We start from the raw sequence: 26,329 nt of genomic DNA on the forward strand, positions 1-26,329 counted from the left end.
TTGTGGTGCCGGTACGAGCCGCGGACGGTACCCGTCCGCGGCACGTGCCTCTTACTCGCCCGTGGCCTTGGCGATGATCTCCTTGGCCACGTTGGTCGGGACCTCCGCGTAGGAGTCGAAGACCATCGTGTAGTTCGCCCGGCCCTGGGTCCGCGACCGGAGGTCACCGACGTAACCGAACATCTCGGAGAGCGGCACCAGCGCCTTGACGACGCGGGCACCAGCCCGCTCCTCCATGGCCTGGATCTGGCCACGGCGGGAGTTGAGGTCGCCGATCACATCGCCCATGTAGTCCTCGGGCGTCGTGACCTCGACGGCCATCATCGGCTCCAGCAGGGCCGGGTCGGCCTTGCGCGCAGCCTCCTTCAGGGCCATCGAACCGGCGACCTTGAAGGCCATCTCGGACGAGTCGACCTCGTGGAACTGACCGTCGAGCAGCGTGAGCTTGATCCCGACCAGCGGGTAGCCCGCGAGCACGCCGTACTGCATGGCGTCCTGGGCGCCGGCGTCCACCGACGGGATGTACTCCCGCGGGATGCGGCCACCGGTGACCTTGTTCTCGAACTCGTACAGCGCACCGTCCGCCGTGTTGAGCGGCTCCAGCTTGATGATGACCCGGGCGAACTGGCCCGACCCACCGGTCTGCTTCTTGTGCGTGTACTCGAACTTGTCGACCGGGCGGCGGATCGTCTCCCGGTAGGCCACCTGCGGCTTGCCGATGTTGGCCTCGACCTTGAAGTCGCTCTTCATGCGGTTGACCAGCACCTCGAGGTGCAGCTCACCCATGCCGGCGAGGATGGTCTGGCCGGAGTCCTCGTCCAGGGAGACCTGGAACGTCGGGTCCTCCTCAGCGAGCTTCTGGATCGCCGTGGACAGCTTCTCCTGGTCGGCCTTGGTCTTCGGCTCCACCGCGACCTGGATGACCGGGTCGGGGAAGGTCATCGACTCGAGCACGATCGGCGACTGCGGGTCGCTGAGCGTGTCGCCGGTGGTGGTGTCCTTCAGGCCGATCACCGCGTAGATGTGACCGACCATGGCCTCATCGACGGGGTTCTCCTTGTTGGCGTGCATCTGGAAGATCTTCCCGATGCGCTCCTTGCGGTCCTTGGTCGAGTTGATGACCTGGGAGCCCGCGGCGACCCGGCCCGAGTACACCCGGATGTAGGTCAGCTTGCCGAAGAACGGGTGCGCGGCGATCTTGAAGGCCAACGCCGAGAACGGCTCGTCCTTGGCCGGCTTGCGACTCGCCGCCGTCTCCCCGTCCTGCAGCGTGCCCTCGACGGGCGGCAGGTCCAGTGGCGACGGCAGATAGTCGATCACGGCGTCGAGCAGGGGCTGCACGCCCTTGTTCTTGAACGCCGAGCCGCACAGCACCGGGTAGGCACTGCGGTCCCGCACGATCTTGCGGATACCGTGCTTGATCTGGTCGACCGAGAGCTCTTCGCCACCGAGGTAGAGCTCCATGAGCTCGTCCTCGGTCTCGGCGACGGCCTCGACCAGCTTCTCGCGGTACTCGGCGGCACGGTCGGCGAGATCCGCAGGGATCTCCTCGACCGTGTAGTCCTCGCCCTTCTGGACCTCGCCGCGCCACGTGAGCGCGCGCATCTCGACCAGGTCGACGACACCGATGAAGTCGTTCTCGGAACCGATGGGCAGCTGGATCGGCAGCGGCTTGGCGTTCAGCCGGTCCTGGATCGTGCTGACGGTGAAGTAGAAGTCCGCGCCCAGCTTGTCCATCTTGTTGACGAAGCAGATGCGGGGAACGTCGTACTTCGTGGCCTGCCGCCAGACCTGCTCGGACTGCGGCTCCACGCCCTCCTTGCCGTCGAACACCGCGACGGCGCCGTCGAGCACCCGCAGGTTGCGCTCCACCTCGACGGTGAAGTCGACGTGTCCGGGGGTGTCGATGAGGTTGATCTGGTGGTCTTTCCAGAAGCAGGTGGTGGCGGCGGACGTGATCGTGATGCCGCGCTTCTGCTCCTCCTCCATCCAGTCCATCGTGGCCGCGCCGTCGTGGACCTCACCGATCTTGTAGTTGACCCCGGTGTAGAACAGGATCCGCTCGGTGGTGGTGGTCTTGCCGGCGTCGATGTGCGCCATGATGCCGATGTTGCGGACCTTGCCCAGGTCCGTCAGCACGTCCCGTGCCACTTTTAGCTCGCTTCCCTCAGCAGGTTGGCGCGGACGATCGGCCCGTCACCAGCGGTAGTGGGCGAAGGCTCGGTTCGACTCCGCCATCTTGTGCATGTCCTCGCGCCGCTTCACGCTGGCGCCCAGTCCGTTGCTCGCGTCGAGCAGCTCGTTCATCAGCCGGTCGACCATCGTCTTCTCGCGACGCTGCCCCGCGTAGGACACCAGCCAGCGCAGGCCGAGCGTGGTCTGCCGGACGGCACGGACCTCGATCGGCACCTGGTAGGTGGCGCCACCGACACGGCGGCTGCGCACCTCGAGAGCCGGCTTCACGTTGTCCAGCGCGCGCTTGAGCGTGACGACCGGGTCGGTGCCGGTCTTCTCCCGGGTGCCCTCCAGCGCGGCGTAGACGATGCGCTCGGCGAGCGAACGCTTGCCGTCCTGGAGCACCTTGTTCACCAGCTGGGTGACCAGCGGGGAGTTGTAGACCGGGTCGGAGACCAGCGGCCGCTTCGGAGCAGGACCCTTGCGGGGCATCAGCCGATTCCCTTCATGCTGCGGATGGCGGCCTCGCTAACGCTCGGCGGAGCAGGAACCCTGCTTGGGCGGGGCATCAGCTCTTCTCCTTCTTCGCGCCGTAGCGGCTGCGGGACTGCTTGCGGTTGCGGACACCCTGGGTGTCGAGCGAACCACGGATGATCTTGTAGCGAACGCCGGGCAGGTCCTTCACCCGGCCCCCACGCACCAGCACGATCGAGTGCTCCTGGAGGTTGTGGCCCTCACCCGGGATGTAGGCCGTGACCTCGATCTCGCTGCTGAGCCGCACGCGCGCGACCTTGCGCAGCGCGGAGTTCGGCTTCTTGGGCGTCGTGGTGTACACGCGCGTGCACACCCCGCGGCGCTGGGGGCTTCCCTTGAGCGCTGCGGTCTTGGTCTTCCCGACCTTGTCCTGACGGCCCTTGCGGACCAGCTGCTGGATCGTGGGCATGAACCGTCTGCTTCTTCCCGTCGATGTGCTCTATCTGTGCTGGTGGTACGTGCTGGTGCGGCTCGGCGGGAAGAGACCGGGCTGCGCCGGTCGCCCTCCCCCGAGGTCGGGCGTGTCCCAAGATCGGACGTACTGCTGCCCGGGCACCAAGCGATGAGATCGGGGACCTCACGAGGGCCGGGGGGCCCGCGGACCCAGCGGGCCGCTCTCACACGACTGTGCGGGACCGGCGACCACAGGGCACGCAGATCGGCCCGACCGTGGTCGAGCGCAAGACAACAGAGTACCCGCCCCCCAGGAAGGGGGTCAAAACGGGTCCTCAGCGGCGCCCTGCCGGTACGAGCAGGGTGCCTGAACACCTCGTAAGCCGCAAGAGGGCACGCCCGCTCGCCGCTGGGAAACCCCCGCTCGCCGCAACCGGACAGAGCCCGAGATCCCCCCGCACCGACGAGTTCAACGCGGCTCCGGGGCCGGAGATTCCCGCTCTCCCGGCACGAACGGCAGTGACGGGGATCCGATCCGATCACCGGCGCCCGCTGGGCGATCGAGGAATGCCTCCAGTCCCGAGATCGAGACCGGGCCCGAGCACCGCCAGGCGCACCACCGGCGGGACGGCCCGGCGGCCGCCGGGCCGCCAGATCCGGCGCGCGGCGTCAGCGGCGGGGCCTTATATCTGGCAGGGCCTTATATCTATAGCCACGTCGTCGCCGTCACCGCGCGCTGAGCGGGCGCAGGTCGGTCCAGTGCCCGTCGACGTAGTCCAGGCACGACTGGCGGTCGGCCGCACCGTGCACCACGCGCCAGCCGTCGGGCACGGCGATGCGGGCGGGCCACAGCGAATGCTGGTCCTCGCTGTTGACGAGCACCAGGAACGTGCCGTCGGGGTCGTCGAAGGGGTTCATGAGCGGCTCCTCACCGGGAATCGGACATCGCGACGGGACATCGGGAAGTGCGTCGAAGGAATCTCGCCGGTACTGCGGCGCAGCACCAGGTGCCGGACCACGGACCCGGTCGCCGGCGTCACGAACCTCGAGGCGACTGCCTTGCCGCAACAGCTGCCGAGCGGACAGACAGGAGCGCCCGAGTCGGCGCGACCGGAGCCGGGCGGGCTCGGCATGCGCGGTGGCGCACATCCGGTCCCCGAACGCGGGAAAAAAGGTGCGCGACACGAACTCCGTGCCCTCAGCCGCCGTGACGATGTTGCCCCCGGAAGGGTTGGCGCCGCCGACGCCGCGAGGCAGCGCGTAGCCCCCGGAGAGATCGATGCCGATGACGTCGCCATCACCGGTGGTGTGAACATCGTTGTCCGCGCGGGGCGACAGCGGGGAACAGACGGCGGACGCTCGCGGGCGTCGCATGGACGGACGAACAGACCATCGCCACCTCCGGCCGAGACCCTCCGTCTGCAGCCTGAACGCTACGAGCTGCCACCCTCGGCATGGAGTCGCTGAAACATGCGACGCCGGGCTGCGCACTACGGCGGCGACGGGGCCGGGCAACAGCAGTGCCCGGCGGCTGGTCCACGTGGAGCGCGACCAGGCAGCATGACCCGGCCGACGCCGTCGCAGGCGCACTGTTGCCGGTCGTGGAGCACCGCGTCGCGACGAGCGAGCTGCAAGCTGATGGCGTATCAGTCGGCGCGCAGGGTCACACGAGCCGGCCCGAGCGCCGCGGGAGAAAAACTCGCGACTGTTTCCGGCACTCGCCAGTCCGCATCGTCGAACAGGCTGATGATCCGCTCCAGCATCACGTCCGGTGCTTGCAGGAGCTCGGCCAGCGCATCGAGCTTCGGGGCGAGCTCCTCGGCGTCGACGGTTTCGTCACCGAGCAGACCCCACACGTCCCAGAGGATCATCTCGTGCTTGTTCAACGCCGCGAGGTCTTGCACGACGTTGTGCGCCAGCTGTGGCCAGCTCCGCAGGAACTGCTCCCGTCGATTCGGCGACACCACGAACCGATCCGGATCGAGGAGACCGGCGCGGCACTGCGCCCATGCCTGCGGTCCGGTCAGGAACAGTTCTCTCGGCACATCCAGTACATCGATCGCACCGTGCTCCGCGAACTGTGCGTCGACCAGTCGCCAGCGGCCCTCGTTCCGATCCCACACCTCGCCGACCACATGATCCAGAGCCCACTCCGGCTCCAGGTACATGGAGAACCCGACTCGGGCCCGGGCCGGAATGCCGTGATGCCGGGCCAATGCGACGAACAGCAGGGTGGAGTCGCGGCAGCAGCCCACCACGCGGTCGGTCAGCGCGCGCACACCACCCAGTGGCGCGGGATCCAACTCGTGAAGCCGCTCGAGCAGGACATCGGCGTAACGCTCATCGATCTCGCCGATGCGCCCGGCAGCGAAGCCGTGACGGGTGATGTCGCCGTTGGCCGTGTAGTGGAACACCAGACTGCACGCCGCCGCATGGATGCTGGACAGATCAGAGCGGACACCGTCGAACCACCACGCCATCGCCCGCGGATCGGTGAAGCGACTCTGGGGCGTGTAGAACGTCGACGCGGCCTCGGTCACCCTGCCGTTCTACGAAGTCGGGCGGCGATTGTCAACCGACGACTTGGCATTTCGCACCCATACCGTCGTATTCTCCGAATCGACGACATACGTCGTACTATCGGAGCAGTCGCTCACCGCACGCCATCGTCTCGATATCCGTGATGACGGCCCGAGCCGTCTCCGGAGTCTCGGTCACCACCGTCGCAGCGAAAATCGGCCTCGCCCGGCTCAGCCCGCGTACCGCGGTAGGCAGCGCCGTGATGCCCTGCGACCACAACTCCTCGAAGAGCGGACGGATGTGCGCGCCGTAAGAAATCGGATCGCCTGCCGATCGCACGGGAATGCTGTCGTGGGAGTGTGCCACCAGACCTCGCGACCCGTCGTCGCAATGGGCCAGCAGTGCGATGGGGTGCATGGCACCGCTGCGTCGAGCGTTGATTTCGGTGACGTAGAGTTCGCGATCGCGACCAACGATACAATCCGCGCACAACCAACCTCGGAACCCGAGAGCGTGAGCGGCCGCACCGACGGCATTCCCGAGAGAGCAGAGCCGATCCGCGACGTCGGGTGACACGAATCGCTCACCCACGGAGACCGACAGGTACCGCTTCACATCGACGGTCATCGTGCTCAACACGACGGCCTCGACGCCGGCGTCGACGACCCGGATGTCGACGGCAGGGCAACCCGTGTCCTCCGCATGCTCGATGTACGGCTGAACGAACACGGGGAACGTGTGCAGGAAGTTGTCGTGGTAGATGTCGCCCCAGACGACGTCCAGTTCGTGCCGATGCACGACGATCGATCCGTCACCGCTGATGCCGTGCATACTCTTCACGATCGCGCGGTCGGTCTCGGCAAGCACGGTGCGCAACGCTCCCTCGAGCTCATCCGGCGTGGTCACCGTGATACCGCTCGGCACCCGAAAACCGGGCACTCTTCCGGCCAGATCCAGGCAACTCAGCTTGTTGTCCAGATAGAGACTCGACCAGTAGTCCTGCTTCACCGGGCCGTCGAGCTCGACATCGAGGCCCCACGCCTCCAGCGCGGCCAGCAGCTGATACACGCCCGGGGTGACGCCGAAACACATGATCCGAATTCGACGCTCACCGAGGACGGCGCGCAGCCGCACAAGTGCCGATTCATCGGCCAGCAGATCGGCTATCAGCCGACCGGTGCGGGGCACCGGGCTGACCACCGGCGGCCGCTCCACACCCAGTACACGGTGAACGTCGGCGAACCAGTCCGCATCGAAGCCGTCGGGGAGTATGAGGACTCGGGGTGCGACGCTCCAGAAGACCGCCTGGTCCGACAGCATGTCCCCGTTGCTGATGAAATTGCGCTCGGCCTCCTTGCGCAGGCGCGTCGAGAAGTTCCGGACGTTGAATTCTGAAATGTTGGGGACGACGAGATCGACCGAGTCCGACATGCCGCGAGATCTTGCCAGACGGGCACTCGCAAGGGTAAGTAAGCGCTCGGGCATGGCCATTCGTTCGGACTTTCCGTTACCGTGACTTTCCCGCCGGCCGGCGCGGCCCCTACCGTACGTCGGGGTTCGATGACGACGATTCCGCACGATCAACAGGGAGGACGTGACTTGGATACGGAGTTCGGGCCACCGCTCGACGACATAGCCGTCCTCGGCCGGAAGTTGACCAAACGTTTCGGAGAGTTTGCCGCCGTCGACGCGGTCAACATCGACGTCTATTCGGGCGAGTGTTTCGGGCTCCTCGGACCGAACGGCGCCGGAAAATCCTCCACGATGCGGATGCTGAGCTGCATCTCGCAGCCGACGAGCGGAGCGTTGACCGTACTGGGGAGGGACCCTCGCCGAGAGGCGGCCAAGATCCGAGCCCGACTGGGCATCGTGCATCAGGAAAATAATCTGGATCTGGACATCAAAGTGGTCGAGAACCTCACCACATATGCCCGATATTTCGGATTCTCCAGGCCCGAGTGCCGGCAGCGCGCATCGGAGATGTTGCAGTTCGCCCAGCTGGAGCAGAAGGCGCGGAGCAAGGCAGGCGAACTGTCCGGCGGTATGCAACGGCGGCTGGCCATCGCCCGCGCCCTGGTCAACTCCCCTGAAATGGTGTTCCTCGACGAACCGACCACGGGCCTGGACCCACAGATGCGGCATGTGGTGTGGCAGCGCCTGCTCGAACTCAAGAAGAGGCGCACGACACTGGTCGTGACCACTCACTACATGGAGGAAGCGGAACAGCTCTGCGACCGGATCGTCATCATGGATCACGGTCACATCGTGGCCGAGGGAACACCGCAGATGCTGATCAAGGAGAACGTCAGCCAGGACGTCGTGGAGCTGTGGTTCTCCGACGCTCCCACCGAAGAGACGGCCGCCCCGCTGCGCGGGATCGGCGAGCACCTCGATGTATTGGCCGACCGCATCGTCCTCTACGTGGCGAACGGCGAGGAAGCGGCGAAAGAGGTGCACCGCCGCGGACTGTGGCCGGCGCGCTTGACGATCCGCAGGAGCACATTGGAGGACGTGTTTCTGCGCTTGACCGGACGGACGCTGGCGGAGTAACCATGGCGAACCCAACCATCACGGTCCTCGAACGTCACGTGCTTCTCTATCAACGGCTGTGGCGGGCGTCCGCGTTCTCACTCTTCATACTTCCGATTCTGTTCCTCAGCAGCATAGGCCTGGGGGTCGGTGGCTACATCCACGAGATCGACGGTCATGACTATCTGCAATGGATAGCACCGGGGCTGATCGCATCGACAGCCTTCCAGACCGGCGCGAACGAGTCGACATACGGCGTGTTGAGCGAGTTCGAATGGGTCGGCGGGATCAAGGCCATGCGCTCGACGCCGGTCCGCATACAAGACATGATCCGGGGATGGCTGATCTATGTTCTCATCGCGACCGAGCTGGCCGTAGGCGCCTTCCTGATCGTCACGTTCCTGGCCGGCGCCCTTTCTCCGGGGCTGGCCATCTCCGCGCCCTTCGTCTGCGGTGCGGTCTCCCTGGCCATCGCGACGCCGACAACGGCCTTCTCGGCGGCGATCAACGATCAGGACTGGTTCCTGGTGCTGGCCCGATTCGTCATCCTGCCCGCCACACTGTTCTCCGGCGTGCTGTTCCCCATCAGCCAGCTCCCCGCGTTCATTCAACCGATTTCGTATCTCTCACCGCTGACGCACGCCGTCGAGCTCATGCGAGACTTCGCGTTCGGCACAGCCTCACCGATGACGGTCGTACTGCACTTCGCCTACCTCCTGGCCTGGATAGTTGCCGGCTGGTTCCTGGCGAACCTCGCCTATCGACGGCGCCTCACGGATTGATTCTGGAGCCATGGTCACCACCACTGACGTCTCGACTCCGATCCGGGCCGCCTCTCCCGTTTCGGCGGCACGCATCCGCGCCGTACTGGAATACTTCTTCACCTACAGCTTTCGCACCAGGGAAGCTCTGACGCTGCTGGGCGTCATATGGCTGACCGCAGTCACCGAACCGGTCCTTTATCTGCTGGCCATGGGCCTAGGAGTCGGCAGCCTGATCGACAGCACGATCCCGGTCGACAGCCATCAACTGAGCTACATCCAGTTCGTGGCCCCCGCCATGCTCGCGGTGTCCTGCATGTCCGGCGCGATCTCGGCGTCAATATTCAGCTTCTACACCCGGCATCGGCATCTCGGCATGTTCCGCATGATATCGACCGCCGCGGTCAGCCCGGCCGAAGTCGTCGTCGCGGACTGGCTCTGGGAGATCATTCGAGTCTCGATGCTCAGCGCCATCTTCGTCGCGGTCATGGTGGCGGCGGGCGTCGTCGGCATCGGCAACGCCCTCGTCGCGTTCGTGGCGACCATCCTGGTGATTGCGGCCTTCGCCGCCGTCGGGATCGGGCTCAGCACCCTGCTGCGCGGATGGCAGGACTTCGACATCATCACCGTGGCACAAACAGTGCTCTTCTTGTTCTCGGGCACGTTCTTCCCGATTCAGCAGTACCCGTCGTGGCTGGAAGTGATAGTTCAACTCAGCCCGTTGTACCAGGCGATCGCGCTCCTTCGCGCGCTGACGATCGACGACTACGGGATCGCGCTGGTCGTGCCCATCGGCTACCTCCTCCTCATGACCGTGGCCGGGCTCGTGTTCTCCGTGCGACGGATGGGCAGGGATCTCGGCAGATGACGGGGAACACACCGCAACCACCTCCGACAGGAGAACCGATGCTTCCGTTCGTCAGTTCGCTCGACGAGTTGGAGAGATGCGCCCCGCGGCATGTGCTCCTGCTGTACTCGGGAGGCGTGGACGGTACCTATCTGCTGCAGTGGCTGGCGCACCGGAGTATCGAGGTGACGGCGCTGCAGGTCCGGTTCGGCGATGCCGGCGAAGTTGACTCTGACCTGGCGAAGTGGCGTGCCGCCAAGTTCGGGGCGAGCCTGCACACCGTCGACGCCTCCCGTGAGTTCTTCACCGATTTTCTGCCCGCGGCGATCCATGCGGACGCCTACTACCAAGGCCAGTTCCCGGTCGGCTCGACGCTGACTCGGCCGCTCATGGCCAAGGTCGCGGTGGATGCCGCCCGACAGCTCGGCTGCGACGCCGTGGCGCATACGGCCACCTACACGCAGAACAGTTCCCTGCGGCTCAGCGGGTCGATCGCCGCCCTCGACCGGGACATCGTCATCGCCGCGCCGTTCCTGGGGTCTCAGGTTCCGCGCGACGTCAAGGTAGAGATGCTGCGCGAGGCCGGCATCACCTTCGAAACAGGTATCTACAGCGTGGACGCGAATCCTTGGGCACGCGTCATCGAGTCCGGGCCCCTGGAGAATCCGGAGGACGTCCTCGACGAGACCGTCTTCACTCTGACGCGCGATATCGACGACTGCCCCGACGGTGGCGTCGAGATCGACATCGCCTTCCACCGCGGCCTGCCATCGGAGATGGACGGTCAGGCGATGGCGCTGAGCGATCTGGTGTCGGAGCTGAACGAGCTCGGTGGCCTGCACGGTGTCGGGCGCTTCTCCGGTCTGGAGGACCTTCCGTTCGGCGTGAAGAACCACGAGGTGCGCGAGGCGCCCGCGGCAGCGCTGATCACGACCGCGCACCGCGCGCTGGCCAATGCGGTGTTCGGGATGCGGGAGCACACGATCCGCGCGACGCTCGGCCAGGAATGGACGAACCTGGTCGTGCACGGCGGTTGGTACGGACATCTGGCCCAGAGCTTGGCGCAGTGCCTCGCGAAGCTGGACGAACCATTGACGGGAACGGTCCGGCTGCGCGTGGCCCGGGGCACGATGCAGGTGCTGCGGCTCCGGTCCGAGCACGGGCTCTACTACTCGCGTTTCCGCGAGGAGTTCGATCAGTGGATGAGCGAGTACTCCTACGGCCCGTGGCTGACCCACACGACGATCACCGACACTGTCCGCACCGGGCGCAATGGGCGGTGACACCGCAGTCATCGATCTCAGCCACGTCATCGAAGGCGGAATGACGACCTATCCGGGGCTGCCAGGCCCGGAGATCACCGATCATCTGTCGCGCGACGACTCCCGCGGCCGGTACGCTCCAGGCACGGAGTTCCAGATCGGGCGCATATCGATGGTCGCGAATACCGGGACGTACCTGGACACGCCGTTTCACCGCTTCGGCCACGGCGCCGACCTGGCCGGAATTCCGCTGTCGGGCCTGGTGGATCTGGACGGCCTCGTGATCCGTGCCGAAGGCCGTGCCATCGGCACGGCGGACCTGTTCCCCTGCCGAGGCCTGATCCCTGGCCGGGCGGTCCTTCTGCACACCGGCTGGGATCGGCACTGGGGCACCGTGACGTACGCCGATCCGAACCATCCGTATCTCACGGCAGAAGCGACCGAATTTCTTTCTGCACTCCAGCCCGCCGTCGTCGGCATCGACTCGGTGAACATCGACGACATGGCCGACCTTTCGCGGCCTGCGCACACCGGACTGCTGGCAGCCGGTGTACCGATCATCGAGCACATGACCGGGCTTGATCGCTTGCCGGATCGGCACTTCCGGTTCCATGGCGCGCCGATCGCCGTCGCCGGAATGGGGACGTTTCCCATTCGGGCATACGCGCTGGTGCGTCATTTCGAGTAGCGACGGTGCCGGTTCGGCCGCAGACCGGCCGCCGGGCGGCCGTGAACGCACCGGCGGCCGGCAGAGCACGGGCGTGGAGATATCGGTGCCGATGACCGTGCACCAGTGCAGTAGCTCGGGATCGCCCGGGTCGAGCCGGAAGGGCTGACCAGGCGAACCGGCAACACGACCGTTCGGCAGGATCCGGTCGGGTGCGACGGTGACGAGCGCGGCCGATTCGGTTCAGCTGCCTGCCACGTTCGGCAGGCAGCTCGTCTGACGTATCGCCGCCGCAACCTCACGCACAGTTCCGACGAGTAGCTGCGCCGGCTCCGGCTGAGCACCCAGCGTCTGCTGGCATTCGTCGAACAGCTCGAAAGCCTGCATGGAGTTGCCGCCGAGCTGGGTGAAGTTGTCCAGCACGCTGACCGACTCGATTTCCAAGACCCTGCGATAGATGGCGACCACGGCCGCCTCCAGCTCGTCCGCGGGTGGTACGAACTCGTATTCACGCTCGTCGCGGTCCCGCCACGCCGCGATCAGGGCACGATTGTCGATCTTGCCGTTGACATCCGTCAGGATGCGTGACATCGGCACGATCTGTTTGGGCCACATGTGGTCGGGCAGGAACCGGGCCGCAAACTGCCCGATCGCCGTGAGGTCGAGAGCATCGACGGCAGTGCCGGCGACGGGAACGACGAAAGCGAGCAGCCGCACCGGCGTGTCGTGCGCGATGACCGCGCAGTCGGCGACCGCCGGATGGCTGGCCAGCACCGACTCGATCTCGCCGGGCTCGATGCGCAGCCCTCGGATCTTGATCTGCCGATCGATCCGGCCGAGATGTTCCAGGACGCCGTCCATGCGATATCGGCACAGGTCACCGGTGCGGTACATGCGGGATCCAGGCGGACCGTAAGGATCAGGGACGAACCGCTCCGCGGTCCGGCCCGGTGCTCGCCAGTACGCCTGCGCCACACCGATCTCGCCACCGATGTACGCCTCGCCCGGCATCCCGACCGGCACCAGTTCGAGGTCTTCGTCCAAGATCGTGACCCGGAAGTTGGCGGCCGGGCGACCGAGCGGCACAGGGGTTCCAGGATCGTTCGGCAGCGGCATGTCGGTGACGCTGTTCGCCTCGGTAGGCCCATAGCAGTTGAGTAGCGTGGTATCGGGCAGCGTGGTGTAGAAGGTGTCGCGGATCCGCGGGGTCACCGGCTCGCCGCCGCACAGTGTCCAGCGCAGGCGGGCCCGCTCGGCCGAGATCTGTTCCAGAAATGGGCTCATCACGGTCGGCGGCAGAAAGATGATCGATACCGGGTGGCTCTCCACGAGCCGCGCGAGATGACGCGGGTCCCGGTGCCCGCCGTCCCGGCAGATCACCAGGCACGCGCCGTGGTAGAGCGGCCAGAAGATCTCCCAGATGGAGACGTCGAATGCGGCCGAAGTCTTGAACAGCGCACAATCGTCGGGCTCGAACGGGTACTTTCCTTGCATGTAGGCAAGATTGGCCAGCGCGCCGGCGGTCGGGTACGCGACACCTTTCGGGCGGCCGGTGGTACCGGAGGTGTACAAGATGTGGAGCAGCCCTGTCGGTGAGGCGGCGACGATCGGATTGCCGGCGGCACAGTCGTCGTGCTCGCGCTCGACATCGACGAGGTGCCATGGGCCGTCGGGTATTCGATCCCGGCAGGCAGCATCGGTCAGGATGTGCGTCGGCGCGGTGTCGTCGAGTATGTAGGCCAGGCGGGCATCAGGCAGATCGGTGTCCAGCGGCACGTAGGTGGCACCGGTTTTCACCGCCGCGTAGATGGCGACGATCTGATGGATACCGCGCCGCAGGCAGATGCCGACGCGGGTGCCGGGCCCGGCGCCTTGCCGAATCAGGAAATGCGCCAGCTGATTGGCACGCATGTTCAGCTCCCGGTAGCCGACCGTGGTGCCGGACTCGTCCAGCAGCGCGACGGCATCGGGGGTGCGTTCGGCCTGTTCCTCGAACGGCTCGGCCATCGTGCGATGCCGGATCTCGGGCCGCTGATAGCGGTTCAGACCGTGCAGGATTCGCTCGCGCTCGGCCGCGTCGATCAGCGGCCGGGTGGCCATCGGCGCGTCGGGATCACGGGCCAAGCCGGTGAGCAGTTGCACGAACGTTCGCGCCCAGCACAGGGCGGACGGGGCGTCGGCCGAGTTGATCATGTTCTCCGCGTACAAGCACAGACCGTCCTGCGAGACCACGATCGTGACGTCGACGCGCTGGTCGGTGTCCTCCGTCCGCGCCGCCGATTTCCGCAGCTCACCTGCCCCGCGCAACGCCGCACGGAAGCTACCGTCCGGATCGGTGGGCACGGGCGTGATGACCTCGAGGTGCCCTCGGATCACCCGGACCCGGCGGGCGGAACCGAGCCGGGACAGCCGCTGCGCCAACACCGTTGCGCCGATCGACAGCGCTACGAAGTCCTCCACCCCTTCGGCCATGGCCAACCGGTGCAACCGGATGGGCAGGTCCGCCGGGATCGCGACGGGACCAGCGCATTCCGGAGGAGACGTCGAGCTCCCATCACCATTCGCCTCAGGACGCGGGCCGATCGGCCCGGATGGCGATACGGATGACGCTGTCACGGTGGTGGAGTCGGATGTCATGAACGCTCCAAGGGGCAGGGCTGCCTGGTCCTCGACGGACAAAGCGACGCTTCCAGATTCGTCTTCCTGCCTCGAAATATCTTGTCCCGCATTCAGTGGACAGCGCGCAGGCGACCTGCGATGCGGGGCTACGTCACCTGATCACGTGACTGCCGTTTCCGAATCTCGGGAACTTAGCGTCGAGTCCTGCATATAGCAGATGCCGGCGTAGCGGGTCCGATCGGAAGGCGATGCATGGAAACCGTGACACCATCGGTGGCCGACGGCCCGAAAACCGCGTTCCCACTCGAGCTGATCCGTGCTCAGGCCCGAGCCGCCGGGTACCGAGAGGCGTTGGTCGACGATCGCGAGTCGCTGACCTACACCGCGCTGATCGACCGGGTCGACGCATTGGCGCAACGGCTGCGCGTGGCCGGTGCCGGTCCACAGCACCCCGTGGCGGTACTTCTCGAGCGCTCGACCGACACAGTGATCGCCATGCTGGCGGTGCTCACCGCCGGTGGCGCCTACTGCCCGCTGGACATCACCGCCCCCGACGCGCGCACGGCTGCGATGGTGCGGCGCCTCGGCTGCGGAGTAGCGGTCGCCGACCGTGCCGGCGCGGAGCGGCTGCCGAGCGGAATCACCGTTGTGGATCCCGTTGGGCTCCCGGCAACTTTCGACGCGACACCGGTTGACCAGGACGCGCTCGCGTACGTGATGCACACCTCTGGATCCACCGGCGTCCCCAAGGGTGTCGGGATGCCCCATCGCGGCCTGTCCCGGCTGATCTCCTGGCAGCTCGCCAGCGGTGAAACCGGGCTGCGGACACTGCAGTTCACCGCGACCTCCTTCGACGTGACGTTTCAGGAGGTGCTCTCGACCCTGGCCGCGGGCGGTTGCCTGGTGGTTGCGCCCGAGCAGGTGCGCCGCGATCCCGCCGCATTGCTGGATGCGATCGTGCGCCACCGGATCGAGCGGTTGTTCCTGCCGTACGTCGCCCTGCAGCTGCTAGCCGTCGAGGCCGGTCGCCGGAGGCTGACCCCGGACTCGCTTCGACACATCGTGACGGCCGGCGAGCGGCTGATCGTCACCCCGGCCATCCGCGACCTGTTCGCCGCCCTGCCCCACTGCCGGCTGGACAACCACTACGGTCCGACCGAGGCGCACCTGGTCACCAGCCTGACCCTGCCTTCCGACCCGACCGGGTGGCCGGAGATGCCGGGCATCGGCGCGCCAGTGGGCGGAGTGGTCTGCCGGGTGCTGGACGGGCAGCTGCGCGCCCTTCCCGACGGTGACGTCGGTGAGCTGTACGTCGGCGGCACCGGCCTGGCCCACGGGTATCTGGGAGACCCGGCCCAGACCTCGGAGCGGTTCATCGCCAGCCCGTTCGACCCTGGTGAGCGGCTGTACCGCACCGGCGATCTGGTTCGCGCGTCCGCCGATGGCCACCACGAGTTCCTCGGCCGTGCCGACGGACAGCTCAAGGTTCGCGGTTTCCGCGTCGAACCGGGCGAGGTGGAGCAAGCCCTGCTGCGCCACCCCGGGATCGACGCGGCCGCAATCGATCTGCGCGAGATAGCAGACGGCGTCTCGGTGCTGGTCGGATACGTGCAGACCCATGGCCCGGTCGCGCACCGGGACATCATCGAACACCTGCGCGGCCTGCTCCCCGCCTACATGATTCCGGCACGGTACGTCCATGTGGCGGCACTGCCCCGGACAACGACGGGCAAGATCGATCGCCGCGCACTGGCAGAGCTGGAACTGCCTGCCGGGCAAGAGAAGACGCCGGTCGCGGACGCGGCATCGCTCACCGACGCCATCACCGATATCTGGGCCCGGGTACTCGGCCACGACGAGTTCGCCGGAGACGACGACTTCTTCGACGTCGGCGGCGATTCACTGCTGGCCACCTGGGTGGTGGCCGAACTCGGGCAGGTCCTAGGTCATCCGGTGGAGCTGTCGCTGTTGTTGGACTACACCACGGTCGACGAACTGGCCGACGCACTCGGGTCCACCTCGGCACCGCGATCGCAGCACCGGTCATCGCAGATCGTCACGCTGCGCCCCGGCTCGTCCGGCCGTGGCGTCTACCTCGTGCACCCGCTCGGCGGTGAGTTGCTGGGCTATCGGGAACTGGCCCATGCCTCCGCCGCGCCCGTCCGGCTGCTCGGAATCGGCTGGGCAGGCGACCCGCCGAAGTTCGGCAGCACGCTGACCGACATCGCGCGGACCCACGTCGAGCAACTGCGCAGCATCGAACCGGACGGACCGTACTGGCTGGCAGGCTGGTCGTTCGGTGGTGTCCTGGCCTACGAGATGGCGCAGCAACTGCGCGCCGCGGGGGCCGATGTCAGATTCCTGGGCCTGTTCGATGCCAATCCGGTCATCGATCCGATCACCGGGCTTCCGATGGCGGAGACCCCGTTCCTGCACATGCTCGACACCGTGACGGCCCGGCTGGACGACCCGGCCACTACCCATGCCGAACTGGTCGAGCTGACGTCCGGACCGACCTGGCTCCAGTTGATGGGCGCGCCCATCACGACCAAGGCGTCGAGTACCTATCTGCGCAAGGTGCTGGACACCGCTCGGGCATGCATGAACGCAGCGATGCGGTACGAGCCCCACCCGTATCCCGGACCGGTCCACCTCTTCGAGGCCGCAGGGGCCGAGCCGGAACTCCGCGCGAAGTTGACAGCCGCCATGCGGGGACTGTGCACCGGCCCGCTGACGGTCGTTCCGATCACCGGCGAGCACTGGACATTCATCAGAGGAGACAACGTCGCCGAGGCGGCGGCGCGGCTCGACGCTGCGCTGGAACGGGTCGGCGCAGAAGGGAGCACGCAGCATGGATCTTGAGGACGACGCGACGACATTCGCCGAACAGGGGTACATCGGGCCGTTCACCCTGTTCGAGCCCGACGAGATGACCGCGTGGTGGAAGGAACAGCGCAAAGCGCTGCTCAGTCCGGAGGCCGGCGCACGCAAGGTCTTCGACAATCCGGTGAACTACGACCGGCACCTGGACATCCCCGGGCTGAGCAAGCTCATCACCGAACCGGAGATCGTCCGGCGGATGCAGGCGCTCATCGGTCCGGACATCCTCTGCTGGCGCACCGAGTTCTTCCCGAAGAACCCCGGCGACGCCGGTACCGGCTGGCATCAGGTGGAAACCTATGCGATCGGCGAGACCAGTAAGGGCATGCTCGAGGCGACCGAGCATTCGCCGGGCGTCCCGACCGAGCTGACCTGCTGGGTGGCGTTCACCGAGGCGGCGAAGGAAAACGCCTGCATGAAAGTGATCCCCGGCAGCCATCGGAAGTGGCGCTACGACGAGCACGCGCCGATGAAGTGGAACAACGCCGCCAAGAGCAACTCGTTCTTCGGCTACAATTATGACGACATCAAGATCGACAAGAACTGGGATCCGGAGCAGGAGGACGTTCAGTACCTGGAGATGCGTCCCGGTCAGTTCTTCATCTTCACCGCGCGCTGCATCCATGGCTCCGCTCCCAATGTCAGCCGCCGCCAGCGTATGGGCTTCGCCATCCGCGTGGTGCCCACCCATGTCCGGGTCTACGGCGGGATGACCGAGTTCGACGAGTTCGGCCACCACTTCGAACTCGACCGGCACGGCAGTGTCCTTGTGGCAGGCGAAGACAGGTACGGGCTCAACCGAATGGCGCACGAGAACGCCTGGGGCGAGCCGTTCACCCCCGTGGAAAAGGGAAGCGTAGTCGGATGAAGACCCAATACGTGGCGGACATTCCGCTCGATGAGGAGCGACTGGCGCAGGACCTCGCGCAGGCGGAGTCGTTCCGCTACTCCGAGGCCTACAGCAACTACCTCATCGGCGGCCCGTGGAAGAACGCTATACTGTGGGCCGCCGGCGGCGACATCGGGAGCGGCCTGGTCACCGAATACACCTACGACCAGCGACCTGCGTTCACCGAGTACGGAACCAAGCTCCCCTATCTCCAGGAGCTCATCTCAGATCTGGCCGACCTGGACCGGCTGCAGTTCGTCCGGCTGGTCGAGGTGTCCGACAGCGTGATCATGCCGCATCGCGACTACCTCGAGCTGACCGACGTGCCCGAGGGCGCAAAACCGGCTCATCGGATGCATATTCCGCTCGTCACGCATGACAGCTGTTTCTTCAGCGCCGACAACGTCGTGTACCGGATGCGGAGGGGCGAGGTCTGGTTCTTCGACGCGGCGCAGATCCATTCGGTGGTGTCGCTGACCCGCACACCGCGCATACATCTCATGCTCGACTTCGCCGATCGGGCTGGCACCGGGCCGCTGGTGAACGTGGCGCAGGTCGAGACGGACGATCGGATCCCGGCCCGGTCACGGGTGGCGCGGCCACCGCTGCCCGACTCCCAGCGCGCGGAGCTGCTGCGATTGGCGGACCTGCTGACGATGGACAACTTCGGAGAAATCTTCAGCATCGTCATCAAGACGCACTTCCGCTGGGACGGCGGCGCGGACTTCGCCTGGGACACCATCACCTCTCTCGCCCGCGCCAGCAAGGATCCGGCCGTGTTGTCACACGCTCTCGAACTGCTGAGCTACTTCACACTCAATCGATCTGACGGCAAGGAGTAGGAGAAGAATGACTACCACGCTAACGGTGGGCGACCGGCTCGACGCCAGCCCGGTGTACCAGCACTTCCGCGAGCACCCGTTCTTCACGGGCGTCGACAGCGCCGAACTCACCCAGGAACAGGCCGTCATTCTCATCGAGCAATGGTGGCACCCGCTGCACTACTTCCCGACGTTCCTCGCCCGCTGCGTATCCGTTCTGCCGGACATCGCCGCCAAGAGCGCGATCACCCGGATCCTGAACCAGGAGACGGGCGGTGGCAAGGCAGCCAGGGCGCACGAGGTGATCTACGTCGACTCGATGCGTAAATGCGGATTCGACGCCGAGCGGGTCACCGGGACCGCGCCGTACCAGCAGACCGCCGCATTGGTCGATGGATATCGCCGGGCCTCGGAGGCGGCGGAGAGCGCGCTCGGATTCATCTTCGCCACCGAGAACACCGACCTGCTCATGGTGTCCAGCATCGGCAAGGCCGTCGAGCACGCGACCGGGGTCACCGACAACGCGTGGGTCACCATCCACGTGCAACAGGAACCTGATCACGTCGACCAGGCCAACCACGCACTGCTGAGCGGGATGAGCGCCGAGCAGGAAGACACCGTTCTGCGCTCCGCCGATGAGATGTGGGGACTCTGGACGGCGTTCTTCGACCGGCTCGCCACAGAGACCGGCGTCGGCGTCTGATCGAGGTGCGTGTCATGGACGATGTACGGGCCAGCTACCTGCGTTTTCCCGGCTGGACACAGCATTTCTGGACCTGGCAGACCGGCCGGGCGCTGCCGGGGCAGAGACCACTCATCCGGCATACCTGGTCCACCTACCTGGCCATGACACTCACCGTATTCCTCGTCGGTCTGGCCGTGTCCACGCTCGCCCTGACATTGATGTTCCCGCAGTGGTACCTCGCGCTGCTGGTGGGCTGGCTGCTCACGGTGCACGGGGAGCGGCTCATGGTTCTGGTCATCGCCCACCAGGCGTTGCATCGGCGGTTCTCCGGCAGCAAACGATGGGACGCGTTCTGGGGTGAGGTCGTCACGGTGCTGTCGGTGTTCCACACCTTCCGGGACTTCAAGGAGGAGCATTTCGACAACCATCACCGCCGGGAGATCTTCGCCACCGAGGCCGACCCGCCATTCCAGTCCCTGCAAGCCCTCGGCTTCCGGCCGGGACTCAGCAGGACCACCCTGTGGCGGCGCGCCTGGGTGGTGTTCCTGTCGCCGGTCTTCTACTGGAACGGCTTCGCCGGCCGGTTCGTCAGCAACCTCAAGGGCGGGCCCGTACGCCTGCTCGCGTTCACCGCGTGGCTCGGCTGGTGGCTGTCGATGCCGTTCTGGCTGCCGAACGGCTGGCTGGTGCTGCCGCTGGCATTCGTCGTGCCGGTCATTCTGTTCGCGCAGCTCAGCGCACTGCTGGATCGGATGGGCGAACACGAGTGGCTGGCGCCGCGCGATCCCGAACTCGGCCACCGGTTCTACACAGCGGCCAATACCGCTGCCCGGTTCTGCGGGTCAGCCGTTCCGGCCCGCGGCGACGGGGCGCTGGCGGGGCTGCGGTGGGCGGCGGCCACCCTCTGCTACCACGTGCCCTCACGGCTGCTGGTCGTGGTCGGAGACCTGCCGAACCACGACTACCACCACCGGTATCCCTCCACACCGGAGTGGACCACGGTCGCCTACGCGCGCCAGCGGGACATCGACACGGGGCCGGAAGGACCGCCGTACCGGGAGGTCTGGGGCATGGGGGCGGCCATAGATCTGATGTTCCGAAGCCTGTCCACCCGGGAGGAGGACCGAGGCAATGCGCCATCACATCGTTGACACCTTCGCCGACGCACAGTGCGCAGGGAACCCGGCCGCGGTCATCCAGGCCCCGGAGTTTCCCTCCGGCACCGAGATGCAGCAGACGGCGCACCGAATCGGGCTGCCGACAACGGCCTTCGTGGTACCGACCCGGGCCGGGGAGTACCGGGTGCGCTGGTTCACCCCGTACAAGGAGATCAACTTGTGCGGGCACGCGACGGTCGCCAGCGCACGGGTCCTGTTCTCCGACAACGACAAGACCCGGTTGACCTTCGTCTCCGCCAACGGCGTGCTGCACGCGGAGCGGCTCGAGGATCTGATCGCCATCGACCTGCCCACCTCGTCGCTGACCGACTGCGCCCCACCGCCCGGCCTGCTCGACGCACTCGGCACGGATGCCGTGTCCTGCGCGGTGTCGGGCGACGACGTCCTGATCGAGGTCGAATCGCCTACAGCGGTGGAGTCCCTGTGCCCGGACTTCGCGGCGCTGGCCGCACAGCCTTTCCGCGGCCACATCGTGACCGCACGCGGCGGCGACGGCGTGGATTTCGTCTCCCGGACGTTCTTCCCGGCCCTCGGGGTCAACGAGGACCAGGTGTGTGTCACCGCGCACTGCAAGCTCATCCCGTACTGGGGGCGGCGGCTGGGCAAGGAACGGCTCACCGCGGTGCAGCTGTCCGAGCGCGGCGGCCGGCTCGAGTTGCGTGACTCCGGGGAACGGGTCCAGGTGCTCGGCACGGCGATACTTCGCGACGGGGTCTACGACGATCGAGCACCACAGCTCGATGGGATGACCGGATGACCGCCCACACGGCCGCGGTCCTGTCACTGGATCTGGTCGTGATCGCAGGCCTGGCACGGGCACTCGGACTGCTGGCTCGCCGGCTGGGCCAGCCGCCCGTGATCGGCGAGATTCTCGGCGGCATCCTGTTGGGGCCCACCTTGTTCGGCGGCGCACTCACCCGCGCGCTGTTCCCGGCCGAGGTCCAGTCATGGCTGACCATGCTCGCCAACGTCGGCGTCGCCGTCTTTATGTTCCTCGTCGGTGTAGAGCTCGATCGGAGCCTGCTGCGCGGCCAAGGCCGCATTGCCTCCGGCGTGGCGTTCTGCGCGATCTTCCTGCCGTTCGCCCTGGGCGCTGTGCTGGCGATCTACCTGCTCGGCCACCATCCCGGCACCAAGCAACCCGCGTTCGTCCTGTTCCTGGGAACGGCGATGGCGATCACCGCCTTCCCGGTGCTGGCCCGGATTCTGACCGACCGGGGCCTCCTGGCAACACCGATCGGCGCGCTGGCGCTGGCCTGCGCGTCCATCGACGACATCCTGGCCTGGTCGCTGCTGGCCGTGGTCACCGCTCTGGCCGGCGCGGTCGGGGGCCTGTGGCAGGTGCTGCTGGTCGTGCCGTACGCCGCGGGTCTGCTGCTCGTGGTTCGGCCGCTGCTGGTCCGGCTGGCCGCGGCGGCGGAGACGGCCGGCTGGACGAAGCGTCCGGTCTCCCGTCGGGTCGGCACGGCCGGGATCCTGGTCATCGTGGCGGCCGGATTGTGGCTGTCCGCGGAGGCGACCCAGTGGATGGGCCTGCACCTCATCTTCGGCGCTTTCCTGTTCGGCGTGGCCATGCCGCGCGATCAGGGTGTGCGGCTGCGCGCGTGGACGGAGCGGCGGATCGGCCGGATCTGCTCGGTGCTCCTGCTACCGATCTTCTTCATGGTCGCGGGAACCAGTGTCGACCTGTCGAAGGTCGACGGGACCGCGCTCCTGGATCTGGGACTGATCCTGCTCGTCGCGATCGGCGGTAAGGGCATCGGCGCGTTCGCGGGCGCGCGGCTCAGTGGAGTGCGGACGCGCCACTCGGCCGTACTCGCGATCCTGCTCAATACCCGGGGACTCACCGAACTCATCGCTCTGACCGTCGGTCTGCAGTTGCACGTGATCGACACCGGGCTCTACTCACTGATGGTCGTGATGGCGCTGGTGACGACCGCTATGACCGGAGTGCTGCTCCGTGTCGTCTACCCCGAGTCGCGGGCCCGTACCGACATGGCGCCCCGGACCACCATTTCCGAGTCGGAGGCGCTGTCATGACCGTCATCGGCACGGGCGCCTGGCTTCCCCGAAAGCCGTCCCCTGCAGCGGCCGGGCGGGTCTTCTGCCTCCCCCACGCCGGCTACGGCGCCGCGGTGTTCGGCAAGTGGCCCGACGAATTGCGCGGCATCGAATTCCTGCCGGTCGAACTGCCGGGACGGCTGACCCGCTTCAGCGAATCGATGCCGGACACCTTCGGTGAGCTGGCCCACGACATGATCGACGGACTCGGCCGCTACCTGGACGTCCCGTTCGCGTTCTTCGGTCACTGCTGGTCAGGCCTGATCGCGTACGACGTGACCACGCAGCTCCAGGCCGCGGGTGGCGCGTCGCCGGCACGTCTGTACGTATCGTCGCAAGTGGCCCCGCAAGACGGTCCGGCCGGACGAATGCTGGACATGGACGACGCAGCACTGGTTGCGGAGCTGGAGTCCACGATCCGCGCCCAGGGCAAGGAACCACACCCCCAGCTGGTGGCCGTGTACCTCGCGATGCTGCGCGCCGACATCGAGTTGAACCGGCGCTACATCGTGCCCGAACCCCTCCGGGTGACCTGTCCGATCACAGCCATCGGCTGGACCGACGACGACGAGGTCCGCCCCGAGCAGATGGCCGGTTGGTCGATGTGCGGCGACACCACGTTCGAACGATTCGGCGGCCGCCACGAGCGGTTCCTCGACGCGCCGACGGAACTGCTCGAGACGCTTTGCGCGGGTATTCGAAGACGTGTCTGACGCCGGGTTCCGGCGCTCTCGATCGACTATCCGAAGCACCTTGACACGGGTATCCGCGCACTCCCCTCATGCCTGTCAACGCGATTCGATCGGACACCCGCGGGACGACGGTGAGGGCTCGAACACCGGAGGACTCCGGGGAGGTTCTGTGATTCGGACAGATCTACTCATCAGGTCGTCAACGGCCGGGAGGATGGGGGTGATCAGCAGGTCCGAGCCGGGCGAGCACATCGTCCCAGCGGTCCGGATCGCCACCTCCGCGGCTCACACCCGCAGCGGAGTACCGCCGCGGGACGCCCTGCTCGGCAGGCCTGGCTCACAGACGGAAACCGCACCGACACCCCGACGCTCGCCTCGGCGACCGATATCCACGAAGGCAGACGAGTTGTGACTGGGACGGTAGCAGTCGTCGATCGTATTCCGACGTTTCGCGCTGGGCTCGCGGCCGTACTCGAACAAGGCGGTTTCGCGATCGCCGAGCCCGAGCCTCCGGATCTCCGGATGTCCTACGACCGAATCGATGCCGCTGTGGTGACCGTCCATACCGCGGATATGCACACCATCCGCGAACTTGTGGCGGACTTCCCGGACCTGATCGTGGTGGCGGTTCTGGTTTCGCCGTCGATCGCGGACTTCCACGGCGCACTGCGAGCCGGCGCCCATGCCGGGGTGCTGTGGGATTCCACGCCCGACGACATCGTCGCAGTGCTGCGTGCGGCCATCGCCGGACAGACCCTGCTCCCGACTCCGATCGTGCGGTCGCTGGCGGACTCCTCCGTCGAACGTCCCGAGGGCAGGACCCTTCGTGACGACGAGGTTCGGTGGCTGCGCGCCATCGCCCGGGGCACTTCGGTCGTGCGCCTCGCCCGCAACGAGGGGTATTCGCAGCGCGAGATCTTCCGCCGGCTCGCCGACCTCTATGCCCGCATGGGTGTACGCAACCGGCACGAGGCCGTCGCACTGGCCAGCCGGTGGGGACTACTGATGCCGGCGCCGGATTCGGCTGCGGAGCACAGCACGACGGTGCTCCGGCTACACAAGACCTATTAGTCGTGCTGGTGCGAGCCGACCGCCGAACGCACTGCCGCGCATACGGTGTCAGCCGCTTCCCGGGCGCCCGGCAGGAAGTCGACCATGGCAAGAAAGCAGTGGAACAGCCCATCGGCTCGGTGAACCTGTACCGGCACACCGGCCTCGGCCAGCCGCGAACCGTAGGCTTCGCCCTCGTCCCGGAGCGGATCGTATTCCGCGGTGAGCACCATCGCGGGAGGCAGATCGGCCAGGCTCTCCGCACGAAGCGGCGACACGTACGGGTGGGTCGCCTCGACGGGCTCGTTCAGATACTGCTGTTCGAACCAGCGCAGGTGGGTCGCAGTCAGGTAGTAGCCATCGGCGTTGTCCCGGCGCGACGGCAGATCGGCCATGAAGTCCAGCCACGGGTAGAGCAGCAGCTGGAACGCGACCGGCGGACCGCCGCTGTCGCGGATCCGCAGACAGGTCACCGTCGCCAGATTCCCGCCCGCGCTGTCGCCCGCCGCAACGATCCGCCTCGGATCACCGCCGAGCGAGACCGCATTCTTGTACGCCCAGGACACCGCACGGTAGGCGTCCGCGACCGCAGCGGGGTACTTGTGTTCGGGTGAGAGCCGGTAGTCGACGGAGATGACGATCGCCGGAACACCGGAGGCCAGAATCCGGCAGAGACCATCATGGGTGTCCAGACCACACAGGACGAAGCCACCGCCGTGGAAATAAACGATCACGGGATGCGGCCCGGACTGAACACTCGGCCAGTAGATCCGCACCGCGATATCGGGCGGGCCGGCTATGACCCGGTCTTCCACCCGCGGCAGTCGCGGCGCCGGTGGCTGCTTGACGCGGCTCAGCACCCGCCGGGCAGCCGCGGCATCGGTGACGCCTGCGCCGATATCGGGGTAGGACGCCGTCATCAGCTGCAATACCGCTTCCGTCTGCGGATGGAGTACCACGACCATCTCCTCCGGTCACACGCCGTCGATGATTCCGAACTTCATGGCCGTGACGACGGCTGTCGTCCGGTTCGGCGAGCCGAGCTTCAGCAACAAGCTACCCACCAGACGTTTCACACCGTGCTCGGAAATCCTGAGTCGGCGCGCGATCTGCTTGTTACTCAATCCCTCGGCGAGCAGTGCGAGCGTCTCGTTCTCCCGGGCGGTGAGAGACACCGGGCGCAGATTTCCGGATTGGGCACCGACCCGGCCGAGCAACTGCCTCGTGAGCACGGTCGGCATCGGGATCTCCCCGCTCCTCATTCGGCGTAACGCATCGTGCAGCGACCGGGCTGACAACTGCTGGCGCAACAGGAATCCGTCCACCGGAAGATCGGCCAGCGGGCCAGGGTCGGCGGCCTGCTCCTCATCGATGAGCATGAGCACCTTGGGTCGGGAGTCATGCCACCCCAACGCGCGCAGCCGATGCCCTTCGCCGGATGTCACGATCAGGACATCGATCCTGACCGAACTCAGCAGCCGCTCCACCTCGACCCAGTCCGGACACTGATGAATGGCGTCGACGGCGGGGAAGCGGCGCAGCACCATCGCCAGTTCCCGGCGCAGCACGTCGTTCTCCACCAGCAGAGCGTACGCCAATTGTCCAGACATTCCGGCACGGGCGTACTCGATAGAAACCTCGGTCATCGCAGTCCCCTGTCAACAATTCTCGACCTTTGGCAGCGGAGGCCTTCGTAGCCGCCGAAAATTAATTTAACAGGTGATCATGGTGCTCGACCGTGCATATTTTTCGGATGGCCGGGACCT

At 66.6% G+C, this 26,329-nt stretch carries 23 protein-coding genes; 14 read left to right on the forward strand and 9 right to left on the reverse strand.

Annotation, left to right across the window (positions count from 1 at the left end; genetic code table 11):
- Positions 1-51: 51 nt before the first annotated feature.
- The 6 genes from fusA to ACQPZQ_RS40690 all read right to left on the reverse strand — a co-directional run bounded on the left by fusA (position 52) and on the right by ACQPZQ_RS40690 (position 7,113).
- On the reverse strand, positions 52-2,151 hold the full coding sequence (gene fusA / locus ACQPZQ_RS40665) for an elongation factor G (RefSeq protein WP_433289795.1): 2,100 nt from the start codon (positions 2,149-2,151) through the stop codon (positions 52-54).
- A gap of 45 nt (positions 2,152-2,196) precedes the next feature.
- Positions 2,197-2,667: a 30S ribosomal protein S7 gene (gene rpsG / locus ACQPZQ_RS40670; protein WP_241037433.1), complete on the reverse strand. Its 471-nt coding sequence runs from the start codon at positions 2,665-2,667 to the stop codon at positions 2,197-2,199.
- Positions 2,668-2,743: 76 nt separating this feature from the next.
- The gene (rpsL, locus tag ACQPZQ_RS40675) at positions 2,744-3,118 is read right to left on the reverse strand and encodes a 30S ribosomal protein S12 (protein WP_094926672.1); all 375 of its coding nucleotides are present in this window, start codon (positions 3,116-3,118) and stop codon (positions 2,744-2,746) included.
- 710 nt (positions 3,119-3,828) lie between these two features.
- Positions 3,829-4,020, reverse strand: a complete 192-nt coding sequence (locus ACQPZQ_RS40680) for an MbtH family protein (RefSeq protein ID WP_433299627.1) — start codon at positions 4,018-4,020, stop codon at positions 3,829-3,831.
- A gap of 728 nt (positions 4,021-4,748) precedes the next feature.
- Positions 4,749-5,642 (reverse strand): transglutaminase-like domain-containing protein, encoded by an 894-nt coding sequence (locus tag ACQPZQ_RS40685; RefSeq protein ID WP_433289796.1) that lies wholly within the window; start codon positions 5,640-5,642, stop codon positions 4,749-4,751.
- A 97-nt stretch (positions 5,643-5,739) separates the two neighbouring features.
- Entirely contained in the window at positions 5,740-7,113 is a 1,374-nt protein-coding gene (locus ACQPZQ_RS40690) for a hypothetical protein (RefSeq protein ID WP_433289797.1), read from the reverse strand.
- A 69-nt stretch (positions 7,114-7,182) separates the two neighbouring features.
- Here ACQPZQ_RS40690 and ACQPZQ_RS40695 point away from each other — a divergent pair, with 69 nt between their 5' ends.
- Genes ACQPZQ_RS40695 through ACQPZQ_RS40715 form a run of 5 tightly spaced genes read left to right on the forward strand, consistent with a single transcriptional unit; the run spans position 7,183 to position 11,709 of the window.
- Positions 7,183-8,172 carry an ABC transporter ATP-binding protein gene (locus ACQPZQ_RS40695; RefSeq protein WP_433289798.1) on the forward strand — a complete coding sequence of 330 codons (990 nt, stop codon included), beginning with the start codon at positions 7,183-7,185 and terminating at the stop codon, positions 8,170-8,172.
- A 2-nt stretch (positions 8,173-8,174) separates the two neighbouring features.
- Entirely contained in the window at positions 8,175-8,933 is a 759-nt protein-coding gene (locus ACQPZQ_RS40700; protein WP_433289799.1) for an ABC transporter permease, read from the forward strand.
- Positions 8,881-9,780, forward strand: a complete 900-nt coding sequence (locus ACQPZQ_RS40705; protein ID WP_433289800.1) for an ABC transporter permease — start codon at positions 8,881-8,883, stop codon at positions 9,778-9,780. Before ACQPZQ_RS40700 ends, ACQPZQ_RS40705 begins: the two co-directional genes overlap by 53 nt.
- Positions 9,781-9,818: 38 nt before the next feature.
- The gene (locus tag ACQPZQ_RS40710) at positions 9,819-11,042 is read left to right on the forward strand and encodes an argininosuccinate synthase domain-containing protein (RefSeq protein WP_433289801.1); all 1,224 of its coding nucleotides are present in this window, start codon (positions 9,819-9,821) and stop codon (positions 11,040-11,042) included.
- Complete coding sequence (locus ACQPZQ_RS40715) at positions 11,032-11,709, forward strand: cyclase family protein (protein WP_433289802.1); 678 nt, start codon at positions 11,032-11,034, stop codon at positions 11,707-11,709. Before ACQPZQ_RS40710 ends, ACQPZQ_RS40715 begins: the two co-directional genes overlap by 11 nt.
- Before the next feature lie 222 nt (positions 11,710-11,931).
- Here ACQPZQ_RS40715 and ACQPZQ_RS40720 read toward each other — a convergent pair whose 3' ends face one another.
- Entirely contained in the window at positions 11,932-13,881 is a 1,950-nt protein-coding gene (locus ACQPZQ_RS40720; RefSeq protein WP_433289803.1) for a non-ribosomal peptide synthetase, read from the reverse strand.
- 678 nt (positions 13,882-14,559) lie between these two features.
- Between ACQPZQ_RS40720 and ACQPZQ_RS40725 the strand changes: the two genes are divergently transcribed.
- From ACQPZQ_RS40725 to ACQPZQ_RS40765, 9 genes are all read left to right on the forward strand, one after another.
- Positions 14,560-17,169, forward strand: a complete 2,610-nt coding sequence (locus ACQPZQ_RS40725; RefSeq protein ID WP_433289804.1) for an amino acid adenylation domain-containing protein — start codon at positions 14,560-14,562, stop codon at positions 17,167-17,169.
- Positions 17,159-18,055 carry a chlorinating enzyme gene (locus ACQPZQ_RS40730; protein WP_433289805.1) on the forward strand — a complete coding sequence of 299 codons (897 nt, stop codon included), beginning with the start codon at positions 17,159-17,161 and terminating at the stop codon, positions 18,053-18,055. Before ACQPZQ_RS40725 ends, ACQPZQ_RS40730 begins: the two co-directional genes overlap by 11 nt.
- A complete protein-coding gene (locus ACQPZQ_RS40735; protein WP_433289807.1) occupies positions 18,052-18,918 on the forward strand; it encodes an aspartyl/asparaginyl beta-hydroxylase domain-containing protein in 867 nt (288 codons plus the stop codon). The genes ACQPZQ_RS40730 and ACQPZQ_RS40735 overlap by 4 nt, the downstream gene beginning before the upstream one ends.
- Before the next feature lie 7 nt (positions 18,919-18,925).
- Positions 18,926-19,600 carry a TenA family transcriptional regulator gene (locus ACQPZQ_RS40740; protein WP_433289809.1) on the forward strand — a complete coding sequence of 225 codons (675 nt, stop codon included), beginning with the start codon at positions 18,926-18,928 and terminating at the stop codon, positions 19,598-19,600.
- A 14-nt stretch (positions 19,601-19,614) separates the two neighbouring features.
- Positions 19,615-20,733 carry a fatty acid desaturase gene (locus ACQPZQ_RS40745; protein WP_433289810.1) on the forward strand — a complete coding sequence of 373 codons (1,119 nt, stop codon included), beginning with the start codon at positions 19,615-19,617 and terminating at the stop codon, positions 20,731-20,733.
- Positions 20,714-21,517, forward strand: coding sequence for a PhzF family phenazine biosynthesis protein (locus ACQPZQ_RS40750; protein ID WP_433289811.1), 804 nt, complete (start codon positions 20,714-20,716; stop codon positions 21,515-21,517). Before ACQPZQ_RS40745 ends, ACQPZQ_RS40750 begins: the two co-directional genes overlap by 20 nt.
- Positions 21,514-22,800: a cation:proton antiporter gene (locus tag ACQPZQ_RS40755; RefSeq protein ID WP_433289812.1), complete on the forward strand. Its 1,287-nt coding sequence runs from the start codon at positions 21,514-21,516 to the stop codon at positions 22,798-22,800. The genes ACQPZQ_RS40750 and ACQPZQ_RS40755 overlap by 4 nt, the downstream gene beginning before the upstream one ends.
- Positions 22,797-23,534 (forward strand): thioesterase II family protein, encoded by a 738-nt coding sequence (locus ACQPZQ_RS40760; RefSeq protein ID WP_433289813.1) that lies wholly within the window; start codon positions 22,797-22,799, stop codon positions 23,532-23,534. Before ACQPZQ_RS40755 ends, ACQPZQ_RS40760 begins: the two co-directional genes overlap by 4 nt.
- A gap of 501 nt (positions 23,535-24,035) precedes the next feature.
- Entirely contained in the window at positions 24,036-24,584 is a 549-nt protein-coding gene (locus ACQPZQ_RS40765; RefSeq protein WP_433289814.1) for a hypothetical protein, read from the forward strand.
- On the opposite strand, the gene ACQPZQ_RS40770 is transcribed toward ACQPZQ_RS40765, so the two are convergent.
- Positions 24,581-25,528: an alpha/beta hydrolase gene (locus ACQPZQ_RS40770; RefSeq protein ID WP_433289816.1), complete on the reverse strand. Its 948-nt coding sequence runs from the start codon at positions 25,526-25,528 to the stop codon at positions 24,581-24,583. The two genes, ACQPZQ_RS40765 and ACQPZQ_RS40770, sit on opposite strands and share 4 nt — an antisense overlap.
- Before the next feature lie 9 nt (positions 25,529-25,537).
- Positions 25,538-26,143: a response regulator transcription factor gene (locus ACQPZQ_RS40775; protein WP_433289817.1), complete on the reverse strand. Its 606-nt coding sequence runs from the start codon at positions 26,141-26,143 to the stop codon at positions 25,538-25,540.
- Positions 26,144-26,329: the final 186 nt, after the last annotated feature.

Source organism: Pseudonocardia sp. CA-142604 (assembly GCF_050948475.1).
In the GTDB taxonomy this organism is placed as follows: domain Bacteria; phylum Actinomycetota; class Actinomycetes; order Mycobacteriales; family Pseudonocardiaceae; genus Pseudonocardia; species Pseudonocardia alaniniphila.

Bases quoted from the DNA above. Each gene is read 5' to 3' on its own strand.
- rpsG (WP_241037433.1), bottom strand. From the start codon at position 2,667: ATGCCCCGCAAGGGTCCTGCTCCGAAGCGGCCGCTGGTCTCCGACCCG.
- rpsL (WP_094926672.1), bottom strand. From the start codon at position 3,118: ATGCCCACGATCCAGCAGCTGGTCCGCAAGGGCCGTCAGGACAAGGTC.
- ACQPZQ_RS40680 (WP_433299627.1), bottom strand. From the start codon at position 4,020: ATGAACCCCTTCGACGACCCCGACGGCACGTTCCTGGTGCTCGTCAAC.
- ACQPZQ_RS40690 (WP_433289797.1), bottom strand. From the start codon at position 7,113: ATGGCCATGCCCGAGCGCTTACTTACCCTTGCGAGTGCCCGTCTGGCA.
- ACQPZQ_RS40695 (WP_433289798.1), top strand. From the start codon at position 7,183: ATGACGACGATTCCGCACGATCAACAGGGAGGACGTGACTTGGATACG.
- ACQPZQ_RS40700 (WP_433289799.1), top strand. From the start codon at position 8,175: ATGGCGAACCCAACCATCACGGTCCTCGAACGTCACGTGCTTCTCTAT.
- ACQPZQ_RS40710 (WP_433289801.1), top strand. From the start codon at position 9,819: ATGCTTCCGTTCGTCAGTTCGCTCGACGAGTTGGAGAGATGCGCCCCG.
- ACQPZQ_RS40715 (WP_433289802.1), top strand. From the start codon at position 11,032: ATGGGCGGTGACACCGCAGTCATCGATCTCAGCCACGTCATCGAAGGC.
- ACQPZQ_RS40720 (WP_433289803.1), bottom strand. From the start codon at position 13,881: ATGATCAACTCGGCCGACGCCCCGTCCGCCCTGTGCTGGGCGCGAACG.
- ACQPZQ_RS40725 (WP_433289804.1), top strand. From the start codon at position 14,560: ATGGAAACCGTGACACCATCGGTGGCCGACGGCCCGAAAACCGCGTTC.
- ACQPZQ_RS40730 (WP_433289805.1), top strand. From the start codon at position 17,159: ATGGATCTTGAGGACGACGCGACGACATTCGCCGAACAGGGGTACATC.
- ACQPZQ_RS40735 (WP_433289807.1), top strand. From the start codon at position 18,052: ATGAAGACCCAATACGTGGCGGACATTCCGCTCGATGAGGAGCGACTG.
- ACQPZQ_RS40740 (WP_433289809.1), top strand. From the start codon at position 18,926: ATGACTACCACGCTAACGGTGGGCGACCGGCTCGACGCCAGCCCGGTG.
- ACQPZQ_RS40745 (WP_433289810.1), top strand. From the start codon at position 19,615: ATGGACGATGTACGGGCCAGCTACCTGCGTTTTCCCGGCTGGACACAG.
- ACQPZQ_RS40750 (WP_433289811.1), top strand. From the start codon at position 20,714: ATGCGCCATCACATCGTTGACACCTTCGCCGACGCACAGTGCGCAGGG.
- ACQPZQ_RS40755 (WP_433289812.1), top strand. From the start codon at position 21,514: ATGACCGCCCACACGGCCGCGGTCCTGTCACTGGATCTGGTCGTGATC.
- ACQPZQ_RS40760 (WP_433289813.1), top strand. From the start codon at position 22,797: ATGACCGTCATCGGCACGGGCGCCTGGCTTCCCCGAAAGCCGTCCCCT.
- ACQPZQ_RS40765 (WP_433289814.1), top strand. From the start codon at position 24,036: ATGTCCTACGACCGAATCGATGCCGCTGTGGTGACCGTCCATACCGCG.
- ACQPZQ_RS40770 (WP_433289816.1), bottom strand. From the start codon at position 25,528: ATGGTCGTGGTACTCCATCCGCAGACGGAAGCGGTATTGCAGCTGATG.